Here is a 22,815-nt window from a genome sequence, read left to right on the forward strand (position 1 = left end):
AGCCCAAGAACGGGGGGCACTCGAAGGAATTTGTCTGAACTCTCAGGGGTATATCGCTGAGGGTTCGATGAGTAATCTTTTCTTTATTCTCAACGGAATCTTATATACTCCAGCTCTCAGTTCAGGATGTTTGCCTGGAACGCGTCGCTTTATGGTGTTGGAATGTGCACGTTCCCTCGGAATCCCATACCAAGAAGGGGAGTTTCTGCCACGACTCTTAGAACAGGCCCAAGAAATCTTTTTGACCAATGCCCTCATGGGTATCCTACCCGTAAAGCAGATTGAAAACTGGCCAATACTGACTCGCTTTCAGTCTCCGAATTCTTTAACTGCACATATTAGCAAGGCATATACCGCATATCTACAGTCCCAGAGTCAGGGCGGGAATCTTCTACCTTAAATTTTTTGTTAACTATGTTTCTCGCTGAATCCACTAGCACTTACGAGATCTTTGATCGTCATATTCTTAGCGATCCTGGTTCGACGAATGCGAGAACCTACTGTATTCCCAGCCAGAGTGTGAACTGCACGCGTGTGCATGTAGCTGCCACGAATTGTTTAATTTTGCAATTGACTTCAGGAAGTAGGAAGTTTTTTAAAGTGCTGTTTTTAAATGAATATAGCCCACACCCCGATGTACAACCTTCCGAAGCTTATCGCTTGGGTAGAAAAAAACATTGTTCAGAAAGAATACAATTGCGGATATATTCAGGGACATCTCCAAAGACTTAGAAAACAACTGGAACCAGTTTATTCAGCGGTATTTTACTGAATTGAACAAACAAAATGACAAGTGCCAGGTCCGATATGGACGCTGGCACTTGTCTTATAAATATTCGTTTTTGAGAATGTGTTCGTACCTAAAAATATCTATAGATCAAGTTGAAAAGTTAAACGATAACTTGAGAAACGGAAAAAGTTATATTGTTTTCTTTTTTGAGCTCTATTTTTATTACTTATTTTTCCCCTGCGTATTCTTTACATTTTATTTACACCTAAATCGGTATTATTTACATCCCTTTTACAGATAAATAACCTATTATGAATTTGCTGCAGAGTACCAACAATTGATGCGAGGGAGGGCTTATAATGATTGATTTATGGTTAGGTGCATTGGTCACAATAGGACTGTTAGCTTATTTAGGATATTCATTACTAAACGCAGAACAATTGTAAGGCCAATAATATTTAAAGTCTGCTCGATCAGATGGAGGACAAAAAATGAAAAGTACAGATTTTATCCAAATGATTCTTTTTATTGTCTTGCTTACGGTGCTTGCTCTACCGATGGGACGTTATATTGCTAAGGTTTTTAGCAGGGAAAAGACCTTCATGGACCCCCTCGTAAGGCCTATTGAAAAAATGATTTATCGTTTAACAGGAACGAATGCAGAGCAAGAAATGGGATGGAAACAATATGCAATTTCCCTTCTTATTTTCAATGCTTGGGGAATTCTTTTCCTGTTTCTTCTGCAACTTCTTCAGGGACATTTGCCCTTGAATCCCCAAGGCTTTGGCGCTGTTAAGCCAGATCTGGCGTTTAATACTGCCGCTAGTTTTGTAGCGAATACGAACTGGCAGGCGTATTCTGGTGAGTCAACACTAAGCTATTTAACTCAAATGGTCGGCCTAACGGTTCAGAACTTTGTTTCAGCGGCCACCGGTCTTGCCACGGTTATTGCCTTAACAAGGGGCTTAGCCAGAAAAACCGCGAATACCATCGGTAACTTTTGGGTCGACTTAACTCGTTCGGTTTTATGGATCTTACTTCCGTTATCCATTTTAGTTGCACTGGTCTTTACCCAACAAGGGGTGATCCAAAATCTGAGTTCGTATTTAAATCTGACGACTCTTGAGGGTGGAAAACAAACGATCGCTATGGGGCCTGTTGCTTCCCAAGAAGCCATTAAATTAATAGGAACTAACGGGGGTGGTTTTTTCAATGCCAACTCAGCTCATCCGTTTGAAAATCCTACCCCATTAACTAATTTTCTGCAGATGCTATCCATCTTAATTATTCCAGCGTCTTTACCCTTTGCTTATGGACGAATGGTTGGGAATATTAAACAAGGACGAGTGATCTTTGCAGCCATGCTTCTCCTCTTTATCATCTTTCTAGGGGTTACTTATAGTAGTGAGATTTACGGGAATCCTCAAGTGGCGTCACTAGGCGTTAGCGGTCCTTCAGCGATGGAAGGAAAGGAAGTCCGATTTGGTATTACTAACTCGGCCCTTTTCGCTACTGTCACGACAGCGGCCTCATGCGGGGCAGTTAATGCGATGCACGATAGTCTTACTCCTCTGGGAGGTCTGATTCCCATGCTTCAGATGATGTTAGGAGAGATTGTTTTTGGCGGAGTTGGTTCTGGACTCTACGGAATGCTGGCCTTCGTCATTCTGACGGTATTTATTGTAGGGTTAATGGTTGGACGAACCCCAGAGTATTTAGGTAAGAAAGTAGAATCTCAAGAAATGAAGATGGCTACCTTAGTAATCCTCGTTCCCGCCGTAACTATTTTAGTCGGAAGCGCAATTGCCAGCGTGACCCAGGCCGGAACTTCATCGATTCTAAATCCGGGTCCACATGGTTTAAGTGAGATTATTTACGCCTTTACGTCTGGTGCTGAGAATAATGGCAGCGCCTTTGCTGGACTGAATGTGAATACCCCTTTTTATAATATTGCGATCGGCCTTGCCATTCTCATCGGACGTTTTGGGATTATCCTTCCGATGTTGGCTATCGCCGGAAGTATGGTGACCAAAAAAGTCACCCCTGTGGGTTCGGGGACCTTTCAGACGACGGGTGCACTTTTCGCAGGACTACTGGCAGGGGTCGCGATCGTGGTAGGGGCTTTAACGTTCTTCCCCGCGCTCGCTTTGGGACCGATTGTTGAGCAGCTTTTGATGCTTAAAATGTAAACAGGAGCAAGGTTGGAGGCCTGTATTAATGCAAGAAAATACGAATAAAGAAGTTAAAAATAAAACGGGCGGGTTCACCTCGGCCATGTTAATGGAAGCCATCAAAGACGCCTTTCGTAAACTCAATCCAAGTTTTATGTGGCGTAATCCGGTGATGTTCGTGGTCGAAGTAGTGGCGGTCTTAAGTACATTTTTTGTCTTGCGAGATTTAATCTTGGGAGCAAAGACTCTGCGCTTCAATGGACAGATTGCCTTCTGGTTATGGATCACCGTGCTGTTTGCTAATTTTGCGGAGGCTTTAGCTGAAGGTCGTGGAAAGGCGCAAGCTTCGGCTCTTCGACGGACGCGAAGTGAGACTATAGCGAAAAAATGGGATGGAGAAAAGGTGGTCAATGTTCCTGCCCCAGAACTCCGGAAAGGTGACATCGTTTTAGTGGAAGCCGGGGAGATCATTTCCGGTGATGGTGAAGTCATCGAAGGCATTGCTTCAGTTGATGAAAGCGCAGTGACGGGCGAATCAGCTCCAGTTATTCGGGAGTCAGGTGGGGATCGTAGTTCTGTTACCGGCGGCACAAAAGTCTTATCGGATTGGATTAAAGTTCAGGTAACTGCTAATCCAGGGGAAACGTTTCTCGATCGGATGATTCATTTAGTAGAAGGAGCTAAAAGGCAAAAGACGCCGAATGAAATTGCGTTAACCATTTTGCTTCTGGGTTTAACCATCATCTTTCTGTTAGCGGTTGCAACACTAGAACCTTTCGCCATTTACTCTGGAACCTTTGTATCAGTCCCCGTACTCGCAGCACTCCTTGTTTGCCTTATTCCTACGACGATTGGAGGGCTGTTAAGTGCCATCGGCATAGCGGGTATGGATCGCTTGCTCAAACGTAACGTACTCGCGATGTCGGGTCGTGCCGTTGAGGCGGCTGGGGATGTCGATGTGTTATTACTGGATAAGACAGGAACGATAACACTTGGGAATCGTATGGCTACGGAATTTATTCCTCCGTCGGGCGTACCTATAGAAAAACTGGCTGACGCCGCCCAAATCTCATCCTTGGCCGATGAAACCCCAGAAGGACGGAGTATCGTTGTTCTTGCGAAAGAAAAATACAATTTAAGAGAAAGAGACATCCAAAGTTTAGGGGCAACTTTTATTCCGTTCAGTGCACAAACACGTATGAGCGGTGTCAACCTTAAAGACCGTGAAATTCGCAAGGGGGCAGCCGATGCCATTGAGAAATATGTGAGAGAACAAGGTGGAATCATGCACCCTGACGTAAGAACAGCAGTCGAAGAGATTGCCAAAAAGGGTGGGACACCTCTCGTGGTAGCCGAAGGGGCACAAGCCTTAGGGGTAATCTATCTTAAAGATGTCGTTAAGGGTGGTATTAAAGAGCGTTTTTCCCAGCTCCGAAAAATGGGCATCAAAACAGTCATGATCACCGGGGACAACCCCTTGACGGCTGCTGCTATCGCAGCAGAAGCAGGTGTTGATGATTTTCTTGCTGAGGCGACACCGGAAGCAAAGCTTAAGCTCATTCGCGAGTACCAAGGTAAAGGACATCTCGTTGCGATGACGGGTGATGGAACGAATGATGCTCCTGCCCTGGCTCAAGCCGATGTTGGAGTTGCAATGAACAGTGGCACCCAAGCTGCGAAAGAAGCGGGTAATATGGTGGACTTGGATAGTAACCCGACGAAGCTTATTGAAGTCGTGGAAATCGGGAAACAGCTTCTCATGACCCGGGGTTCTTTGACTACCTTTAGTATCGCGAACGATATCGCCAAATATTTTGCGATTATTCCTGCTTTGTTTTTGGCGACGTATCCTCAACTCAAAATTCTAAATATCATGCATTTAGCAACATCACAAAGCGCAATTCTTTCAGCGATAATATTTAATGCTTTGATTATCGTCGCCTTAGTTCCTCTCGCTTTACGCGGAGTGAAGTATCGACCCCTTGGAGCAAATATTATTCTGCGCAGAAATCTTCTTCTTTATGGCTTGGGGGGATTGATTGTTCCTTTTATCGGTATAAAACTCATTGATTTAATCATCGTTGCACTAGGATTGGCTTAAGAGGGTGTAATCGAACCTAGATATTTCTTGTACACGAGAAAGGATGTAAAATATGCTTAAACAATGGAGCAGAGGGCTTATGATGATTATTGTGATGACATTGTTAACAGGCATTGCCTATCCCTTAGTTACGACGGGTCTAGCTCAACTTCTCTTTTCCCATCAAGCCAACGGATCGCTTCTCTATAAAAATGGGCAGGCTGTTGGGTCAATGCTTATTGGACAAAATTTTAATGATCCGAGATATTTTCATCCAAGGCCATCTGCTGCCGGTCAAAACGGATATGATGCTACGGCATCCGGAGGGTCTAATCTCGGGCCCACGAATGACGTTTTATTAAACCAAATTAGTCAACGAGTGGAGACTCGGCGCAGAGAGAATGGTCTCTCGGAAAATCAAGCGGTGCCGTCTGATCTTGTGACCACTTCAGCAAGTGGCTTAGATCCTGATATCACACCAGAAGCCGCAATGCTCCAGATTCCAAGAATAGCGAAAGAACGAAGTTTAGCGGAAGAGACGGTTCATGCGTGGGTGCAGAAAAATATAACACCGAGAGAATTAGGCCTTTTCGGTGAACCTCGGGTCAATGTTTTGCAGTTAAACATGGGCTTAGATCGATTAAAGTAGTATATATAACAGGGACCAAACGTTCTCAGACCGATTTTTGAACGTTTGGTCGATTTGCTTTTTGTTTATACTCGATGAGACATCGAATCTCATTTACTGCTGAAGGAGTCGATACGCTTTGCCAAAGGAAGAAAAACGAACCAATCCCGATGATTTGTTAGCCGATATTGAAAAAGAGAGTAAAGGTAAATTCACGGTTTTCTTAGGTGCGGCAGCTGGAGTAGGCAAGACCTTTGGAATGCTTGAAGTGGCGAGAGATAAACTATCAGAAGGAGTAGATCTTGTCGCCGGTTGGATTGAACCCCATGACCGGCCAGAAACAGCAAACCTGATGGTAGGTGTGCCAATAATTGCGCCCCGGGAGATTGAATATCGCCATCGGAAACTTAAAGAAATGGACTTAGATGCTATCCTCAAGCGAAAGCCCCAAATAGTATTGGTCGATGAACTGGCTCATACTAACGTACCTGGGTCACGTCATACCAAGCGGTATCAAGATGTAGAGGAGTTATTAGAGGCAGGAATAGACGTTTATGCAACGCTCAATATTCAACATGTCGAAAGTTATAATGATATCATTGCTCAAATAACGGGTGTGAAGGTTCGCGAGACTATTCCCGACTCGATTTTGGAAAATGCCAGGATTCAACTCATTGATATTCCACCTGAGGAACTTATTCAACGATTAAAGGAAGGAAAAGTTTATGTTCCTAACCAAGCGGTTAAAGCTTTAAATAAGTTTTTTCGGCCCGGAAATATCAACGCTTTACGTGAAATCTCCATGCGATTTGCAGCGCAACGAGTAGACCGTCAGATGGAAACTTATATGCGAATGCATGGGATTGCGGGGCCTTGGCCAGCAGGCGAGAGGGTTATGGTTTGTATAAGTTCAAGTCCATTTTCTGAACAGTTGATACGCATTGCCAGGCGGACTGCTGAAGGAATTAAGGCACAACTGCTTGCGGTTTATGTTGATACACCAAAGAAAGGTTCATTAAAGGAAAAGGCAAAAGATCAACTCAGTAAAAACTTACATCTGGCCCAAGAACTTGAAGCAGAGATTATTTCTTTGAATGGGGAGGATATTGCCGAAGAACTCTTAGAAATTGCGCAGAAAAGAAATGTTACCCAAATTATTATTGGCAAGCCAGGAAAACTCAGTTTGCGTGAAAGGCTGACCGGATCAATCGTCGATAAGGTTGTGAGACAAAGCCAGAATATTAGCGTACATGTCATACCGGGAAACACTCAAAGGGTGGAAGGTCAACGAAACCCTAAAGGAAGTTTCAAAAGGCCGACCCATCTTCTGCCTTACGTAGAAATAATCGGCCTTATCGTTCTTATTACTTTAATTGGTTGGACTTGGGAATCCTATCTAGGACTCGTAAATATGGCGATGCTTTTTCTCCTTCCTGTTTTATATGGTGCAGTAAGATGGGGGCTGAGTGCCGGAATCCTTTCAGCCATAATGGCAATTATTTTCTATGATTTTTTTGTGGTTCCACCGGTGCTTAGTTTTACAATTTTTGATTTACGCTACGTGATCAGTTTTTCAATTTACCTGCTGGTAGGGAGCTATACGGGTAATCTTTCCTCTCGGCTAAGAGAGCAAATTTATAATTCACGTAAACGCGAGGCTCAGACCAATGCACTCTATTCACTCAGTCGTGAAATTGCAGCCGTATCGGAATTAGATACGGTTTTGGACAGTGTGGTGAAAAAAGTAACAGAGATTTCCGATGGACAAGTCGTTATCCTCTTACCCGATGATAATCGGAAATTACGGGTGCGTGCTTCTTCCACCGATGAACATTTGTGGGATGAAAGTGAAAGAGCAGTTGCTACTTGGGTTTTTGAGCATAAGCAAATCGCTGGAAAAGGAACGGATACGTTAGGAGGTGCCGAGGGAAGATATATCCCCTTAGACTCAGAACAAGGAACTTGTGGAGTATTGGGAATTATGTCTAAGAATAAAGAGCGATATCTTCAACCCGAACAGCAACGTTTGCTTGAAGCGTTTGCCAGTTTGACGGCTTTAGCAGTTACTCGGATTTCCTTGGTCGAGAAGGCACGTGAAGTGCAACTGTTAAGCGAATCGGATAAACTACGAACGGCTTTACTGAATTCAATTTCTCACGATCTCCGAACTCCTTTGGCCTCGATGATTGGAGCCGTGACCAGTTTATTAGAAGATAACCACCTTTATGATGAAGTTTCTCGGAATGATTTGCTCCAAACGATTCTGCAAGGGGCTATGCGTATGAATCGTTTAGTTAATAATCTTTTGGATATGGCCCGTTTAGAAAGTGGTATGTTAAAACTAAACAAAGATTGGTGTGAAATAGAGGAGATTATTGGGTCTGCTGTAGAACGTTTAGCTAAGGCTTTACAAATACATGATGTTAATATCCGATGCAGAGAAGGATTACCCTTGATTTATGTCGACTTTGTTTTGATTGAACAAGTGATCGTTAATCTCTTAGACAATGCTATGAAATATTCAAATCCTAACGGCAAAATTCTGCTCGATGTAAGAAATAATAATCAGGAAATTGAGGTCACCGTACAGAATTGGGGTTCCCGAATTCCTCAAGAGGACTTAGAACATATCTTTGATAAGTTCTATCGAGTGAGGGTTCCAAGACAAATAAGCGGCACAGGTCTGGGACTTGCAATTTCCAAGGGAATTATCGAGCTCCATGGGGGCAGGATCTGGGCAGAAAACGCGTCGCAAGATAGCGTCAGTGTTACTTTCGTTCTACCTATAGATCGGACTATTCCAAAGATTCCTGTAAGCATGGAGGAGTTTAGTAATGGAGCAGACGGGAAAAAAAATCCTCGTAATTGATGATGAAGCTCAAATACGGCGGCTCCTTAAAGTTGCCTTAACAGCTCATGGTTTTGAGGTACAACAATCATCAGATGCAATCGATGGGTTAAATAGTATGGTCAGTTTTAAACCGGATTTAATTATTCTTGATTTAGGGCTTCCTGATTTAGATGGTTTAGATGTCATTAAAACCGTAAGAGAGTGGTCTAAAACACCAATCCTTGTTCTTTCTGCCCGGGAACTCGAGAGTGAAAAAATTAAAGCACTTGATTTGGGAGCTGATGATTATATTACGAAACCCTTTGGCATGGGTGAACTACTCGCTCGCATAAGAACAGGTTTGCGGCATGTTGGGGAACAGGTCGAGCAGCCCATAATGACATTCGATGATTTGCGGATTGATAGAGTTAAAAGAATAGTTACTGTTGATGGCAAAGAGGTTAAGTTAACTCCGACTGAATATGAGTTACTCATAACCTTAGCGGTTAATACCGGGAGAGTTCTTACCCACAGTTTCCTCTTAAAAGCAGTTTGGGGTCCCCATACTGAGACACAAGGGCATTACCTTCGTATTTATATTGGGCAATTGCGGAGGAAAATAGAAATTGATTCATCAAGGCCTCGCCATATCCTTACCGAACCAGGGGTTGGGTATAGACTTGTATAAAGGGGATAGCGGGTTCCGTTTTGAGGTGCAACACTAGGAAAGGCGAAGTTATCGAGGAGTGTTGTGTAATTTTATTACTTTGTGCCGTTGCATTTAATTTTACATTGAACCTTGAACCTTGAGAATTTATCTTAGAAAAATTAAATCCGTGTCTTGACAAGCGAGGACACATTAGACACCTAAGAGGTTATACTTGGCTGAACAAACTTATGAGTTGTTACATGTTGCCGTTTCGCGAAGGTATCTGGTACTTATGCGGAACGACAAGTTCCGGCGAATGCTCACTTCAAGTGATGAAGTGAGTATTTCTTTTTTTACTGGTGTATAAAATGCGATACTGAAATAATTTAAGATCGCATCAATCCCCAAATTCCTAAAACAATCACCAGGATACTGCCTAATTTTTGGGGCGTCATCGGAATTCGAGCTAAACCGAATAAACCGAAATGGTCAATCACCGACGAGGTGATCATTTGTCCTAGCATGACCAGAATAAAGACGGAAAGGGTTCCGAGCGATCCGATTGAAACTGAAACACTAAACATGATGATAACTCCTAAAGTCCCTGCGAGAAGCATCCAGGGTGAGGAGATTGCAGCAAATGCCCCCCAGCCATTGCGTAACAGAAGAAGGATGCCAACCAAGGCTTGTGCCAAGGAAACACCGATAATCATTGCCAGTTGGCTGGAATTCTTTCCGATTTGCGAATTAATGGCTCCTTGTACGGCTCCGCATAGTCCGGCACCAAGTGCGAGAATAATGCTAAAGAAAGAGTTGTTAAACGTAATGATTTCGCCGCCTTCCTGGTAATTTAGATTATGATTTTAACGCAATGGTATGAAATTTAAAGGAAGTCTGTCAAGGAAAATTTGAACATTTTACATAATTATAGGGAATTTTAACGTATTCTTTAAAATAATTACATAACTCTTAGAAATCCTTTACATATTCTTTAGAATTCTTTACGTATTTTTTAGAAATCTCTAATTTCCCATTAATACTCATCATTTATAATGAATTTATCAATTTTAATTGAGTTTTCTCAAATATGGGAACGTTCCCAGTAAAAGGAGTTTGCCTTGAATTATACGATTAAAGATATTGCGTATCAAGCGGGAGTATCAAAATCAACCGCATCACGGGTTATTTCTGGGAAGGGTTATGTCAGTATGGAAGCCAGGGAAAAAGTCGAGGCAACTGTCCAACGATTACAGTATAAACCAAATGCCATAGCCCGCTCCTTAGTATCGAGCTTTACCCGCAATATCGGGGTGATCATTTATCGCCAACATCATCCCATTGCCTCGCACCCGTTTTACAGTAAAGTTCTGGATGCTATTTTGGAGAAGGCTACTGAGCTTGGGTATGCAATATTTGTGATGACTGACATGGAGATATCCAATCGTTCCGCTGATTTTCTGCTCGAAAAAAGAGTGGATGGTTTAATCTTGATCAGTCGGCTAAACAATGAATTGCTCGAATATGTAAAGAGCTTCGATATTCCGTTCGTGATGATCAATAGTTCGATTGAAGATGCTGAGGTTACCCATTTCGCAAATGATGATCTAGCAGGAGGAAAAATTGCTGCTGAATATCTACTTGCCGAGGGATACCATCCGCTTTATGTGGTTGCCGGGCCTCAGGAACATAGGAGTCATTACCTGCGACTCAAAGGATTTCGCGAAAAGTTAGTGGAAAGTGGCTATTCTCTTGCTGAAGAAGATATCTACTATGCAGAAAACACTCAATTTGACGAAGGATATAGAGCGGTTCAGTGCTTATGGGAACGAGCTTCAATTCCCAAAGCCATCTTTGCGACCAATGATATGATGGCACTTGGTGTAATCAGAGGGCTGATTGAAAAAGGATATCGGGTTCCCGGTGATGTGGCGGCCATGGGATTTGACGATATCGACTATGCTGCTATATCTAATCCCGCATTGACAACAGTACACATCGCAAAAACGAAAATGGGAAAGGCAGCGCTTCAAACTCTTGATCAATTGATACGTGGACAAGTTCATTTGCCAAAAGAGGAACTTTTTACACCTCAATTAGTCGTTCGGGAATCCACCCGTATCGGGTAGAAAGCCAATAGGAAAATTCGATAAGTTTTCTATTGACAAGGAGTGGAAATCAATGGTAGATCCCAAAATATGGATCACAGCACATGCTGGTTGCATGAAGACTAAGGATGATAGCCTTGAATCCGTAATCGCAGGAATAGCTGCGGGTGCGGACATTATCGAGATTGATTTAAGGTTTACAGAAGAAAATATCCCCGTGTTGAGTCATGACGAAATTAATCCCGAACAAGCTAAGGATCTTATTCAACTAGAAGAGGTTCTGGTTGTTTTAAAAGGTTACCCTAATATAATGCTCAACATTGATCTCAAAGAAATTAAAGGGATTCGGTTTATGGATCAAGTACTTCAAAAAACGGATATGAAAGAACGTGTTTTTATAACAGGGCTAGAACCCGACTTAATTGAAGCCATAAATCTTGAGAACATGGATATCTCTTATTTCCTAGATATTCCCTATTTGATGAATTATACACCTGATATGATGCGGTTGAATAATCAGGACTATCTCAGTGAGTTAGTGACGAAGGTAAATCAACTTAAGGCGATCGGAATCAACCTATATTATGAGTATCTCACACATGAACTAGTCGATATTTTTCATGAGGCGGGAAAAGTGGTGTGTGTGTGGACTGTGGATGATGAAGCGGCAATAAAAAAATGATTCTCCTTGGTGTAGATTCTATTACGTCGAGGAATGTCGATATAGTGGTCAAAGCAGTCAAGGAAGCAGAACTTCTTTAAGGGTAAAATTTTTAGGGCTAAGGATGATTATCAGCTGCTTTATAAAGTGAGGAGGTGTTTAGAAGTGAAGTTAATCAATTTTAAAGGCTTTTATCACGCTTTGGGTAAAAAGAAATTTCTAGAGTTTATTCTTTTTTCTTTCTTTCTATTCTTCTTCTTTGGCCCGCTGATGAACTTGGTGATGCTGGCTTTTGGCGATTCATATATGTATCCCACGTTTATTCCCTCGACGTTTTCTCTGAAATGGTGGGGGTTTGTACTGTCTCAAAAAAATCTTGTTGGCTCAATAGTGCTTTCATTTATCGTGGCCATTACAACGACTGTTGTGTCGATGCTGATTTGCCTCCCCGCTGCCTATGCCTTTGCTCGTTATGAGTTTCCTTTAAAAAAAATGTTCCTCTTTTCTTTTCTACTCACCAATGCGTTTCCCAAGATGGGTCTCTATGTCACGATTGGAATATTATTTTATAAGCTTCATCTCATGGGGACCTTTGCCGGGGTTATTATCATCCATCTCATCAATACCATGATGTATATGACTTGGATTCCGGCTGGTGCTTTTAGTAATGTCCATCAGCAGCAGGAAGAGGCTGCCAGAGATATGGGTGCTTCACCCTTACAGACGTTCTTTCATGTTACTTTACCGATGGCAATGCCAGGAATTCTTGTCGCTGGGATTTTTACTTTCCTTTCTTCCATGGAAGAAGCTCAGGGGACCTTGTTGGTTGGGGTACCTAACTATAAGACAATACCCGTCGTCATGTATTCTGTAATCTTTGATTATCCAGCTACAGCAGGTGCCGTATTCTCGATTATTCTTATCTTACCCACCATTATTTTATTATTGCTATTACGCAAATCCATGGGAACTAATGCTTTAGCCAAGAGTTTTAAAATGAAATGATCTTTTTTCTTCAGATGGAGGTATTCAATAATGGTAGAAACGTATCGCCAGGAGCCAAAACTAATCTTAAAAGATTTAACTAAGAAATACAAAAACGGAGATGGTGTGGAAAATATCAACTTCGAAGTAAGAGAAGGAGAACTGGTGACCATGCTAGGTCCTTCCGGATGTGGTAAAACCACAATTTTAAGAACTATAGGTGGTTTTTTGGAACCGGATGCTGGGGAAGTTATACTCGATGGGGTCAATATTGAAAAGCTTCCACCGGAAAAAAGACCAACGGCCATGGTCTTTCAAAGTTATAACTTATGGCCACATATGACGGTATTTGACAATCTTGCTTTTGGTTTGAAGATTAGGAAAACACCCCAGCAGTTGATCAAAGAAGAAATTAGCAAGGCACTTAAACTGGTCAGAATGGAAGGGGCAGAACAAAAATACCCTGCGCAGCTTTCAGGGGGGCAACAGCAAAGGGTAGCCATTGCTAGATCCTTACTGCTTAAGCCGTCCCTACTGCTCATGGACGAGCCCTTTTCAGCCTTGGATGCCAAGATCAGATCCCAAATGCGTGAAGAACTGAAGAAAATTCAAAGAGAATTAAACATTACCGTTGTTTTTGTCACCCATGATCAGGAAGAAGCCATGTCCATATCGCACCGTATTATAGTCATGAGCAAAGGGATATTCGAACAAGTGGGTACACCTGCAGAAATATACGACCATCCGCGGACGCGCTTTGTGGCAGATTTTATTGGCGATATGAACTTTATGGAGAGTGATGAGATCGATGGTGTTATGGCGGTAAGACCGGAAGATATTTATGTTGCAAAAGAGGGCGATGGTTTTGCCAAGGGCAGGATTCAGACAATTATGGTGCTTGGGCATTTTATCGAGATGAATGTTCAGAGTGACAAAGGAATGATTAAAGCTTTTTTACCGCGCGAGCAGGCACTAGGATTTGATACTGGGGATAAAGTAACCCTTACTATCAATAAGCATTGCACTTTCCCCAAGGATTAATTTCATCTGGCTATTTTATGGCTTTGATTTTCGATTATTGTCCTAGAATATAGAATTGGGAGGAGATTTAAAAATGAAACTAAAAAAAGTTGGATTATCCTTAGTCGCTTTAGCGACCGCAACCTCCTTATTGCTGACAGGATGTAGTGCAACGAGTAACAGTGCGTCAGCAGGCAGTAAAACCACAATTAATCTGTACTCTAATGGATCGGACAATGTGCGGATTACTTGGGAAGCCGTTTTAGAGGCTTTTAAAGCCAAAAATCCGAATATTGACGTCAAACTGCAATTTGTTTCCTCTGGAACAGGAGGACAAAGCGCTGTAGATCGCTTAATTGCAGCTACCAAGGCGGGACAAAAGGATACCGATATTGACATCATGGAGACGACCGATAATGATATTTCGCGCCTAGATAGTGAAGGCGGCAAGGATATCCTCAGTCAACTCCCAGCCGATAAAATTCCTAATCTAAAAAATATCAACTCCAAGTCCACAGTCGGGGGTGACCGAACCATGGTCTTCCGGGGATCGACGGTTCTCTTGGCTTATAATTCTGATAAAGTAGCGACTCCACCTAAAACCGATAAAGAACTTTATGAATGGATCAAGAGTCACCCCGGACGGTTTGCCTATAATGACCCGACGACAGGCGGATCTGGTGATTCCTTTGTATTCACTGCCCTTTATAATATGCTACCTGCCGAAGCCTTAACTTCTTCTGATCCGAAATGGAAAGACCAGTGGCAGCCAGGCTTTGACCAACTCAAAGAATTACATTCTTACATGTATAAAGCCTCAGGGAAGGTTCAATATCCAGCCAAAAATCAAGGAACAATTGACCTTTTGGCGAGTGGCGAAGTGGACATTATTCCAGCCTGGGCGGATATGATCCTTGACCAGAAATCAAGAGGCCTATTGCCTCAGTCGATTAAGCTGACCCAAATTACGCCGGCTTTCACCGGAGGCGTTCAGACACTGGCGATACCTTCCCTCTCTAAAAATAAAGAAGCCGCTTATAAGCTCCTGGATTTTGTCGCTTCACCAGAAGGGCAAAAGCTTTTTGTAGAAAAACAAAAAGCGATCCCAGTTATTGATAACAGCCAGCTCCCGAAAGAAACGCTGGCTATGCTGGCGGGCTTAGACGTTAAAGAGTTCCGTTCTTACTCTATTGGCAAGCTCAACGACGATGAGAAAAAAATGTGGCAGGAGACAATCGCGACTCTAAAATAAAACAGCATCGCGAGATTAACTTTGCCTAGAAAACTGCGCTAGTCATTCAGGATAATCGTGCTAGCGCACGTTTTTTCATTCCAAAGTAGAGGTGAACTATTGTGAAGAAGGAAAAGAAACAAAAATTAATGGGGCTTGTGATGGTTCTACCGTCTTTCTTAATTATTGCTGTGATTATCGCCTTTCCCATCGTGCAGTCCATATTAATTAGCTTTCAAGCGGGTAATACAGGAGGATTTACGTTTGTTAACTATTATAATTTATTTACAAACAAAAATTATTTTAACAACATCATCTATACATTAGATATTGTAGTTAAAACCGTTATCTTGGCTATTGTTCTATCTTATCTATTGGCTCTCTATATCACCTTTAGCAAAAGCTGGTTTGCCACGGTGCTAGAAAAATTGTATATGATTCCTCGGTTTATTCCCGGCATCGTTGCAGTCTATGCTTTCATGGGAGTAATCAGGGATACGGGGGCTATCAACCGCTTCCTGCTGATTTTTGGGATTAATTTTAAGCCTAATCTCCTGTATACTCCCGGAGGAATTATCACGATGAATCTCTGGTTTAATATCCCATTTGCTACGATGATTATAGGTGCAGCTCTCGCAGGTATCCAACCTGCTATTCTTGAAAGTGCTCGAGATGTAGGGGCCGGGCGACTGGAGATTTTCCGAAAAATGATTTTTCCTCTCTCGTATAAATCAGCCTTAGTGGCAGCGACCTTCGTTTTTATGGGGAATGTGGGGGAATTTACCACTCCCTTCCTCCTAGGAGCCAATTCTCCCAGAATGCTAGGAGTTGCACTTTATCAGCAGTTTGGGGTCTTCTATGATTTACCTCAAGCAGCAGCCATGGCGGTATTTATGTTTATCGTAAGTGCTTTTGCAGGTGCCGTTTATATTTATACATCGATGAAAGATGAAAAATGGAATATTCAAGACTAAACATCATGTACTGAGTGCTTTATACATTGGAGCAGCGAAAGGAAGGGTTATTTAAATGTTAAAAGAGGCTTTAAAGCGTCAATATCCAGAACTCATCAACAAACTTGTAACCTCAGATTCCTGGCAAAGGATGGATGATAGAAGTTTTAGTGGTTTGAGTATCGCTATTCATGAATTACTGTGCAAGAGTTTTCCTGATGATCCGGAACCTATTGAAAGATTAGGTGAAGCGTATCATTATCGCAAACAGCTATATGAAGCTGGAGAATATTATACCAAAGCCTTAGCCATGGATCCTCCGCAATCTTTAAGTGAAGCTGAGATTGATAGGGTATACCGCTATGCACCGATCCTTCGAACAAATCCTCAAGAATATTTCAAATTAATGGATGTTATTGCGATCCACCACCCGGACAAACCGCTCATTGCCTACCATTTATTTTGGGAAGATGATTTTAATTTTCCTGATGACTTTGATCCATGTGACCATGAACAGATTTGGGTTAGTTATAATCCTGAGAGTGGTCAAGTCGATGGAGTGTGGTCGTTTTTTCATAGTTATGTTCTTACGACGCCAGAAGCCGTTGAGGAAGCCAATTCTAATCAAGGTCACCCTATTATTCGTGTACAGTGGGGTATTCATGGATCGTTGGTTCATCACTGGGAAAGTTTGCAGGTGTCGGAAATCGGTTTAACACTTCCTGAGTTCATAAAAAACACCTATGCTGATGCCATAAAGGGTGGAAGAATGTCAGAACATCCTATCAAGCAAAGATGGCCGCAACGATTTGAAGGGAGTTTTGAAGACTATCTTGATTTTAGTCAGGAAGTCCGAACGGAGGATTTTCTGAGGAGTAAGAAAATGTTAATCAAATCTCGCTGGGCTAATGCTGTCATTCAGCAACACTTTCTAGCCTATAATTTTGCACCAAAATATGATTGGCCACTTTAAATTTTAAATAGCAAGGAGAAAAGAAATGGAGCCTCTGCTTCAAGCCGAGGGAATAGTTAACCCAAATTGCAGCAAAACACATATTCAATATACTTTTTATTTACCTAAACCGAGTAATAAAATTAACATTCAATTCAACTATGAGCCCAAAGAAATGGAAGATCTACACGCGGCTAAAGAGATCATTCTAAAGGAATTAGGACAATTTATTCTGGAAGATGAGCGGGAAGAGTACTCAGACCATTGGGAAAGATTTTTACCATTAAAGAATTTGCTTACGCTATCGATTGATGATGCTTCAGGTTTTCGTGGCTGTGCACACAGACATGATCCTGCACAGCAGTTGATGATTGGCGAGTGCGAAGCCTCACTAGGATTTTTGCCAGGAGTGATTCCGGCAGGCTTAGTGCGAATTACCTTGAGCCTTCATGCTGTGGTAACCAATACGTGTCATTATGCTTTAAAAGTATGGGAAGGGGATGAGGGATTTGAAAACATGGTTACCTTATGAACTTCATACTCATACAAAGCATAGTGATGGGACGCATACTTTAATGGAGCTGGCTAAAAGTGCTAAAGAATTAGGATACCAAGGTATTGCTTTAACAGATCACAGCACAATGAGCGGAATCCGGGAACGTGAAGGTGTTATGGCTGCTACCCATCTCCTAATCATTAGGGGCATGGAGTGGACGACGTTTTATGGTCATGTATTGCTCTTAGGTGTGGATCAATTTGTAGATTGGCGCGACTTAAGTCCGGTTGATTTGCAGAAACGAACCGCGGAAATCCATGATCAGGGTGGTCTCATTGGCGTGGCTCACCCGTTTAGAGTGGGTAGTCCCATGTGTACAGGGTGCTTTTGGCATTATCAAGTGCAGGACTGGTCGGAGATAGATTATATTGAAGTTTGGTCTGGAGTATTCCCGCCGATTCAAAAGAGCAATCAACGGGCATTTCAATTTTGGACAGATTTGCTCAATCAAGGATACAGGATAACCGCTGTAGCAGGAAGAGATTGGCATAATCCAGGCCGAGTTATTGAGCCGCTTGCAGCTACTTATCTAGCAATTAGTGAAACCCAAAAGGACGTTGAGGATAGGGTTATCGAGGCGCTAAAAAGGGGTAGGGTCAGTGTATCATTAGGTCCCTTACTCTTGCTTCACGTAACGTCAACCACGCAAAAGATGAAATGGGAAATCGGTGAAACCGTTGTATTGATGAACCGTGAGGAAAAGCTCAAAATCGTGATTGATTTAGATGTGACCGCTCGAGCCAACTATTGGGAGCTGAACGGAGAAGCGTTAAGGGTTGCATTAAATAGCAATTTAGGCTATCTAACTGAATTTATCATGAAAGCAGGCACTCCAAAGATAATCTTTGAGTTGGAAATAACAGGATTGTTTTGGATCCGTTCTGAGCTTTATGGAAGAATGCAAGAGTGCGAGACAATGATTGCCTTTACTAATCCAATCTATTTTTCATCTCTTCTTGATATTTGATCCTTAAACAAAAATAATATAATCGTTTAAGTAGAAGCCATCTGCTTCTCACCTCATGGCACAAGTTGATAAGGTATCTTCGGGCTATGAGCTTAAATGCTTGTTCGAGATTAATATGGAAGATGGGTGGAAATTTGCCTGTCTTTTTTGTTTTGGACAATCTTAATCGGGGTGGTATGTTATTAAAAGAAAAATAGCAAAAGTTCATTCTCTAGAATAGAGTGTGATGGTACATAAAGACACTTAATAGAGACGGAGGTTATTTTATGCATCTTCTTTCTGCTCTTATGATTGGGCTAGCCGCTAACCTTGACAACTTTGGAATCGGGATAAGCTATGGTATTCAAAAAATTCGAATTCCTTTTTTATCCAACTTCTTCATTGCCCTTCTTTCAGGTGTAATCGTGGCTTTATCTGTTTCGGCAGGATATTTTCTTAGCCATTTCGTTGGGGTGGCTAATCTAGCTGGAGCATTTCTAATCATTGCTATTGGGATGTGGGTAGCTATTCATAAATCTTCTTCAGAACCGGCAGCAGTGCCAGTGACTGTTACTTTAAAGAAGACGTACTTAGTCTCTTTAAAACCTCTTCATTGTGTAGTACAAATTATTAAAAACCCTTCACTAGCAGATATCGATGCCAATGGATTCATCTCCGCCAAAGAATCTATGGCATTGGGGCTTACCCTTTCTCTTAATTGTATAGCAACTGGAGTTGGTGCCGGGCTTACAGGCATGTCTCCTCTGTCAGTGGCACTTTTCGTTTTTTTCTTTAGTATGGTTACGATCAGTGCTGGTTATTGGACGGGTTGGCGTACAGCCTCCAATCGACTCGAACGCTGGGCTCAGGGGGTATCCGGGGTGTTGCTTATTGTTATTGGTATTTATGAAATTTTCAACTAGTACTTTGATCTACCCCAACTTGAAATGAGACATGCGGGACTTCCCACAAGACTTCTCGATTGGGCTGAGAATTTTGCTGTAGCATTATAGACTTAATTCCTTATGCATAACAATTTGGTTTAATGTTGGAAAATCACGAATAAGCGAGTAATAAAAGTAATTTTAGGAGAGTAGATAGAAAGTTAACTAATTAACAAACTATAACGTTATCATAGAAGGATAAAATTAAATCATATAAAAAGTAACATATATCGAAACGTATTATTTATCCCATGGAGGAGAAACGGGAGAAAACAGGAGAAGAGAGGAGCAAAAACATATGAAAGCAAAGCGAAGTATTGCCATCGGAATCGCGCTAACCCTAGTACTCTTTACCGCAGTTGGATTTGCACCAACACCCCAGAAGCCAGTGTGGGAAGCCCACCCTCCTATTCATATTAAAGGGGGAGCGACATCGACCATCCCCACCGGATACAATCCGGCACAAATCGGAAATGCGTATGGCCTTAACCAGTTGAGCGCAACCGGAAGTGGCCAAACTATTGCCATTGTGGATGCTTACGGGAGTCCAACGATAGCGACGGATTTGCAAACCTTTAATCAACAGTTCGGCTTACCCACTGCGAACCTTACTATTGCTTATCCGGGTAAAAAACCTAGGACGAACGCCGGTTGGGCACTCGAAACCTCTTTGGATGTGGAATGGGCGCATGCAATTGCACCGAATGCCAATATCCTTCTTGTAGTTGCCCAATCGGCTTCTATTACGGATTTGGTAACAGCTATTGATTACGCAACCAGCCACGGCGCACAGGTTGTTTCCAATAGTTGGGGTGGAAGTGAATTCTCCAGCGAATCAAGTTATGAAAGTCATTTTCAACACTCTGGCATTGTCTATTTGGCATCAACCGGGGATAACGGATCCGGCGTGTCATGGCCATCATCATCGCCTAATGTGCTGGCTGTCGGAGGTACTACATTGAATCTCGATGCAAATAATAATTATCTAAGTGAGACCGGTTGGTCCGGATCCGGTGGTGGTGTAAGCGCCTATATGTCTATTCCGAGCTACGAAACCAACTGGACGAGCGTTGTCGGTTCCAAAAGGGGGGTGCCAGACGTTGCCCTTGATGCTGATCCGAATACCGGTGTGGCCGTTTATGACAGCACTTTGTACAACGGGCAATCTGGCTGGTTTCAAGTCGGCGGAACAAGTTTCGGTGCTCCAGCCTGGGCAGCTATGATAGCCTTAGCCAACCAAGGGCGTGCCACCCCCTTAACCAGTTTTAATGCCATTTCGGACCTTTACAATATCGCGGGGGCTACTGGAAGTGCTGGCTACACTACCAACTACCATGATATTACCCAGGGGAGTAATGGCGGCTATTCTACTCTTCCCGGCTATGATTTGGTAACAGGTATCGGAAGCTTGAAAGCTAATAGCTCAATTCCTGCCCTTACACAAGCTCCATAAGAGTTAGTGCGACCCTAGTTTGATTTCCCTCCCGTTTTTTCTACCTCCTGCTTCACAAGAGCCTTCGGGCTTACAATATTAAGTACATCACGAATTCAGAGATTGAAGAGGCCACTCAGGATGCGATTATTTTAAAGAGTGGTCAAAAGCTTCCGTATAAATTTGCTATGATTATGCCGGCGTTCCATGGGGTGAATGCGATTAAAAACTCACCGGAGTTGGGGACGAAAAACGGATATATTTCTGTTCATGATACGTATCAGCATAAAAAATACCCCAATATCTTTGGAGTAGGGATTACCGCAGATTATCCGGTGCCGTTTACAACCCGGGTTCCACTAGGAATGCCTAAAACCGGTTACCCTGCAGATGAAATGGCTAAGACGGCTGCTGAAAATATTGTGCGTTTGATTCATGGACGGCATGACCTTAAAGAAAAGCCGATGGGTCGAATTCCGGGACTTTGCATGATGGATGCAGGTAAAAAAGAAGTCATCATCATTTCCAGCAGTTTGTTAAAACCACGGAAATTTGCTATCATGATCCCCAACCCCATCTATGATGTGAGCAAGCGAGCCTTTGAAAAATACTTTCTCTGGAAAATAAGACACGGGTATAGCCGGCTACCTTAGCAGAAAAACCCTTTGAGAATATTTAACAATACATTAGGATTTACTCACTGCGTATGGATAGCCGTCACTGATGACTTTTATAAAATGTAAATTCATTCATGCTAACGGATCAAAATGGTACCCACTGCTCACACCAACGAAAGTGGTCACGCTATCCGTCAATGTTGGTATTAGACCACCTTTTTTGAATTCAGGCGGTCTTGTCCAACCGTTCCGACGCTTCAAATAAACCCGTCTAAGGGCACACCCGGCGGCTTTGAATGATTGTTGCCGGATTGAGTCGTCTTAAGTGAGGTGGGAATACGAAGATAGGCACAGCAGTAAAAAGACTGCTGTGCCTATCTTTTTTTGCCAATAATAACCGAGGCAACTTTTCTAATGGATATAATAAACCTAACAAAAATTTAAGATTCCCTTAACAGCTCGCCCATTTTTTTAGAGTCGTATCAGGGAAGAGTAATATATCATGCAGGTAGAACAAAAAATAGCTTGGAACGCAGAAAAAATTGGGACATGGACAATTTTTAAGTAGAATATTAAATCTATATCAAGTAAAAAAGAAAATAAGTGAAAGGTGAGCATATATGTCTCTATATTTATATGATTTCGTAAAGATAATGATTTCCTGTTTATTAGGAGGATTAATAGGTCAGCAGAGACAAAGAAAAGGAATGCTTATTGGACTAAGAACACATATAGTAGTTTGCGTAAGTGCTACTTTGGTGCAAATAATCTCTATAGACTATAATTTCTTAAATAATTCTAATGTTGATGTAATGAGACTGGGTGCTCAAGTCATATCGGGAATCGGTTTTTTAGGAATGGCAAGCATAATTAAAGATGGTCGAACTATTGTGGGATTGACGACGGCAGCAAGTATGTGGTTTATTTCATGCGTAGGTTTAGCTGTTGGAAGTGGTTTATATATTCCGGCAGTAATGGCTACACTTGTAATTTATTTAATTCTTAAAGATGTATTTAATTTAGATAAAAGAATAGGCGGTAAAAGATATAATGACAATATGTGCGAACTGGAAATTATATTAAATGGGGTTCTAGATGATAAGAATAAAATCAATATCGTCCTTAATACTATTACTCAGAAAGAGTTTATAATTTTAAACACTAACATAAATGCAGAAGATAAGAGCAATGTGATATTCCATCTGACATTAAGCTTGCCGCAACACAAAGTAGCTAATGAGATATTTGCAGACCTACTTCAATATGAATATGTTAAGAAAGTTAATATGTTCTAACCTTTGTGGATTGGGTACTGGTACTTTAAGA

22 protein-coding genes are annotated in these 22,815 nt (G+C 42.1%); 21 read left to right on the forward strand and 1 reads right to left on the reverse strand.

All coding sequences use genetic code 11. The annotated features are described in order from the left end of the window. From VM640_RS04905 to VM640_RS04930, 7 genes are all read left to right on the forward strand, one after another. A partial coding sequence (locus VM640_RS04905; RefSeq protein ID WP_325390303.1) for an aminotransferase class IV occupies nt 1–400 on the forward strand: 400 nt, incomplete at its 5' end. 689 nt (nt 401–1,089) lie between these two features. Then, nucleotides 1,090–1,176 carry a K(+)-transporting ATPase subunit F gene (gene kdpF / locus VM640_RS17140; protein WP_414647906.1) on the forward strand — a complete coding sequence of 29 codons (87 nt, stop codon included), beginning with the start codon at nt 1,090–1,092 and terminating at the stop codon, nt 1,174–1,176. 45 nt (nt 1,177–1,221) lie between these two features. Beyond that, the gene (kdpA, locus tag VM640_RS04910) at nt 1,222–2,919 is read left to right on the forward strand and encodes a potassium-transporting ATPase subunit KdpA (protein WP_325390304.1); all 1,698 of its coding nucleotides are present in this window, start codon (nt 1,222–1,224) and stop codon (nt 2,917–2,919) included. 28 nt (nt 2,920–2,947) lie between these two features. Further along, nucleotides 2,948–5,002: a potassium-transporting ATPase subunit KdpB gene (kdpB, locus tag VM640_RS04915; RefSeq protein ID WP_325390305.1), complete on the forward strand. Its 2,055-nt coding sequence runs from the start codon at nt 2,948–2,950 to the stop codon at nt 5,000–5,002. Nucleotides 5,003–5,054: 52 nt separating this feature from the next. After that, entirely contained in the window at nt 5,055–5,630 is a 576-nt protein-coding gene (kdpC, locus tag VM640_RS04920; protein WP_325390306.1) for a potassium-transporting ATPase subunit KdpC, read from the forward strand. A gap of 118 nt (nt 5,631–5,748) precedes the next feature. Next, nucleotides 5,749–8,478 (forward strand): sensor histidine kinase KdpD, encoded by a 2,730-nt coding sequence (locus tag VM640_RS04925; RefSeq protein ID WP_325390307.1) that lies wholly within the window; start codon nt 5,749–5,751, stop codon nt 8,476–8,478. Beyond that, a complete protein-coding gene (locus VM640_RS04930) occupies nt 8,444–9,127 on the forward strand; it encodes a response regulator (RefSeq protein ID WP_325390308.1) in 684 nt (227 codons plus the stop codon). The genes VM640_RS04925 and VM640_RS04930 overlap by 35 nt, the downstream gene beginning before the upstream one ends. A 347-nt stretch (nt 9,128–9,474) precedes the next feature. Here the strand turns inward: VM640_RS04930 and VM640_RS04935 are convergent, their stop codons facing one another. Continuing rightward, nucleotides 9,475–9,918 (reverse strand): DMT family transporter, encoded by a 444-nt coding sequence (locus VM640_RS04935; RefSeq protein WP_325390337.1) that lies wholly within the window; start codon nt 9,916–9,918, stop codon nt 9,475–9,477. A gap of 288 nt (nt 9,919–10,206) precedes the next feature. Here VM640_RS04935 and VM640_RS04940 point away from each other — a divergent pair, with 288 nt between their 5' ends. The 14 genes from VM640_RS04940 to VM640_RS05000 all read left to right on the forward strand — a co-directional run bounded on the left by VM640_RS04940 (nt 10,207) and on the right by VM640_RS05000 (nt 22,784). Further along, entirely contained in the window at nt 10,207–11,214 is a 1,008-nt protein-coding gene (locus VM640_RS04940; RefSeq protein ID WP_325390309.1) for a LacI family DNA-binding transcriptional regulator, read from the forward strand. A gap of 52 nt (nt 11,215–11,266) precedes the next feature. After that, complete coding sequence (locus tag VM640_RS04945; RefSeq protein WP_325390310.1) at nt 11,267–11,875, forward strand: glycerophosphodiester phosphodiesterase; 609 nt, start codon at nt 11,267–11,269, stop codon at nt 11,873–11,875. A 144-nt stretch (nt 11,876–12,019) separates the two neighbouring features. Then, nucleotides 12,020–12,859, forward strand: coding sequence for an ABC transporter permease (locus tag VM640_RS04950; protein WP_325390311.1), 840 nt, complete (start codon nt 12,020–12,022; stop codon nt 12,857–12,859). Between the two features lie 30 nt (nt 12,860–12,889). Next, nucleotides 12,890–13,879: an ABC transporter ATP-binding protein gene (locus VM640_RS04955; protein WP_325390312.1), complete on the forward strand. Its 990-nt coding sequence runs from the start codon at nt 12,890–12,892 to the stop codon at nt 13,877–13,879. A 73-nt stretch (nt 13,880–13,952) separates the two neighbouring features. Next, a complete protein-coding gene (locus tag VM640_RS04960) occupies nt 13,953–15,110 on the forward strand; it encodes an extracellular solute-binding protein (protein WP_325390313.1) in 1,158 nt (385 codons plus the stop codon). A gap of 101 nt (nt 15,111–15,211) precedes the next feature. Beyond that, nucleotides 15,212–16,063: an ABC transporter permease gene (locus VM640_RS04965; protein ID WP_325390314.1), complete on the forward strand. Its 852-nt coding sequence runs from the start codon at nt 15,212–15,214 to the stop codon at nt 16,061–16,063. Nucleotides 16,064–16,118: 55 nt separating this feature from the next. Then, nucleotides 16,119–17,015, forward strand: coding sequence for a tetratricopeptide repeat protein (locus VM640_RS04970; RefSeq protein WP_325390315.1), 897 nt, complete (start codon nt 16,119–16,121; stop codon nt 17,013–17,015). Between the two features lie 25 nt (nt 17,016–17,040). Continuing rightward, the gene (locus tag VM640_RS04975) at nt 17,041–17,526 is read left to right on the forward strand and encodes a hypothetical protein (protein WP_325390316.1); all 486 of its coding nucleotides are present in this window, start codon (nt 17,041–17,043) and stop codon (nt 17,524–17,526) included. Then, complete coding sequence (locus tag VM640_RS04980; RefSeq protein WP_325390317.1) at nt 17,504–18,517, forward strand: CehA/McbA family metallohydrolase; 1,014 nt, start codon at nt 17,504–17,506, stop codon at nt 18,515–18,517. Before VM640_RS04975 ends, VM640_RS04980 begins: the two co-directional genes overlap by 23 nt. Nucleotides 18,518–18,783: 266 nt before the next feature. Continuing rightward, a complete protein-coding gene (gene ytaF / locus VM640_RS04985) occupies nt 18,784–19,419 on the forward strand; it encodes a sporulation membrane protein YtaF (protein ID WP_325390318.1) in 636 nt (211 codons plus the stop codon). Between the two features lie 24 nt (nt 19,420–19,443). Beyond that, complete coding sequence (locus VM640_RS17145; protein ID WP_414647907.1) at nt 19,444–19,509, forward strand: FRG domain-containing protein; 66 nt, start codon at nt 19,444–19,446, stop codon at nt 19,507–19,509. A 229-nt stretch (nt 19,510–19,738) separates the two neighbouring features. Further along, nucleotides 19,739–20,893: a S53 family peptidase gene (locus VM640_RS04990; RefSeq protein WP_325390319.1), complete on the forward strand. Its 1,155-nt coding sequence runs from the start codon at nt 19,739–19,741 to the stop codon at nt 20,891–20,893. A gap of 173 nt (nt 20,894–21,066) precedes the next feature. Continuing rightward, the gene (locus tag VM640_RS04995) at nt 21,067–21,525 is read left to right on the forward strand and encodes an NAD(P)/FAD-dependent oxidoreductase (protein WP_325390320.1); all 459 of its coding nucleotides are present in this window, start codon (nt 21,067–21,069) and stop codon (nt 21,523–21,525) included. Between the two features lie 584 nt (nt 21,526–22,109). Then, the gene (locus VM640_RS05000) at nt 22,110–22,784 is read left to right on the forward strand and encodes an MgtC/SapB family protein (protein WP_325390321.1); all 675 of its coding nucleotides are present in this window, start codon (nt 22,110–22,112) and stop codon (nt 22,782–22,784) included. Nucleotides 22,785–22,815: the final 31 nt, after the last annotated feature.

Origin of the sequence: Desulfitobacterium sp. (genome assembly GCF_035539115.1) — a bacterium.
Lineage (GTDB): Bacteria > Bacillota > Desulfitobacteriia > Desulfitobacteriales > Desulfitobacteriaceae > Desulfitobacterium_A.

Excerpts from the sequence above, each read along its gene's own strand:
- kdpF (WP_414647906.1), top strand. The coding sequence starts at position 1,090 with ATGATTGATTTATGGTTAGGTGCATTGGTCACAATAGGACTGTTAGCT.
- kdpA (WP_325390304.1), top strand. The coding sequence starts at position 1,222 with ATGAAAAGTACAGATTTTATCCAAATGATTCTTTTTATTGTCTTGCTT.
- kdpB (WP_325390305.1), top strand. The coding sequence starts at position 2,948 with ATGCAAGAAAATACGAATAAAGAAGTTAAAAATAAAACGGGCGGGTTC.
- kdpC (WP_325390306.1), top strand. The coding sequence starts at position 5,055 with ATGCTTAAACAATGGAGCAGAGGGCTTATGATGATTATTGTGATGACA.
- VM640_RS04930 (WP_325390308.1), top strand. The coding sequence starts at position 8,444 with ATGGAGCAGACGGGAAAAAAAATCCTCGTAATTGATGATGAAGCTCAA.
- VM640_RS04945 (WP_325390310.1), top strand. The coding sequence starts at position 11,267 with ATGGTAGATCCCAAAATATGGATCACAGCACATGCTGGTTGCATGAAG.
- VM640_RS04955 (WP_325390312.1), top strand. The coding sequence starts at position 12,890 with ATGGTAGAAACGTATCGCCAGGAGCCAAAACTAATCTTAAAAGATTTA.
- VM640_RS04960 (WP_325390313.1), top strand. The coding sequence starts at position 13,953 with ATGAAACTAAAAAAAGTTGGATTATCCTTAGTCGCTTTAGCGACCGCA.
- VM640_RS04970 (WP_325390315.1), top strand. The coding sequence starts at position 16,119 with ATGTTAAAAGAGGCTTTAAAGCGTCAATATCCAGAACTCATCAACAAA.
- VM640_RS04975 (WP_325390316.1), top strand. The coding sequence starts at position 17,041 with ATGGAGCCTCTGCTTCAAGCCGAGGGAATAGTTAACCCAAATTGCAGC.
- ytaF (WP_325390318.1), top strand. The coding sequence starts at position 18,784 with ATGCATCTTCTTTCTGCTCTTATGATTGGGCTAGCCGCTAACCTTGAC.
- VM640_RS04990 (WP_325390319.1), top strand. The coding sequence starts at position 19,739 with ATGAAAGCAAAGCGAAGTATTGCCATCGGAATCGCGCTAACCCTAGTA.
- VM640_RS04995 (WP_325390320.1), top strand. The coding sequence starts at position 21,067 with ATGCCGGCGTTCCATGGGGTGAATGCGATTAAAAACTCACCGGAGTTG.
- VM640_RS05000 (WP_325390321.1), top strand. The coding sequence starts at position 22,110 with ATGTCTCTATATTTATATGATTTCGTAAAGATAATGATTTCCTGTTTA.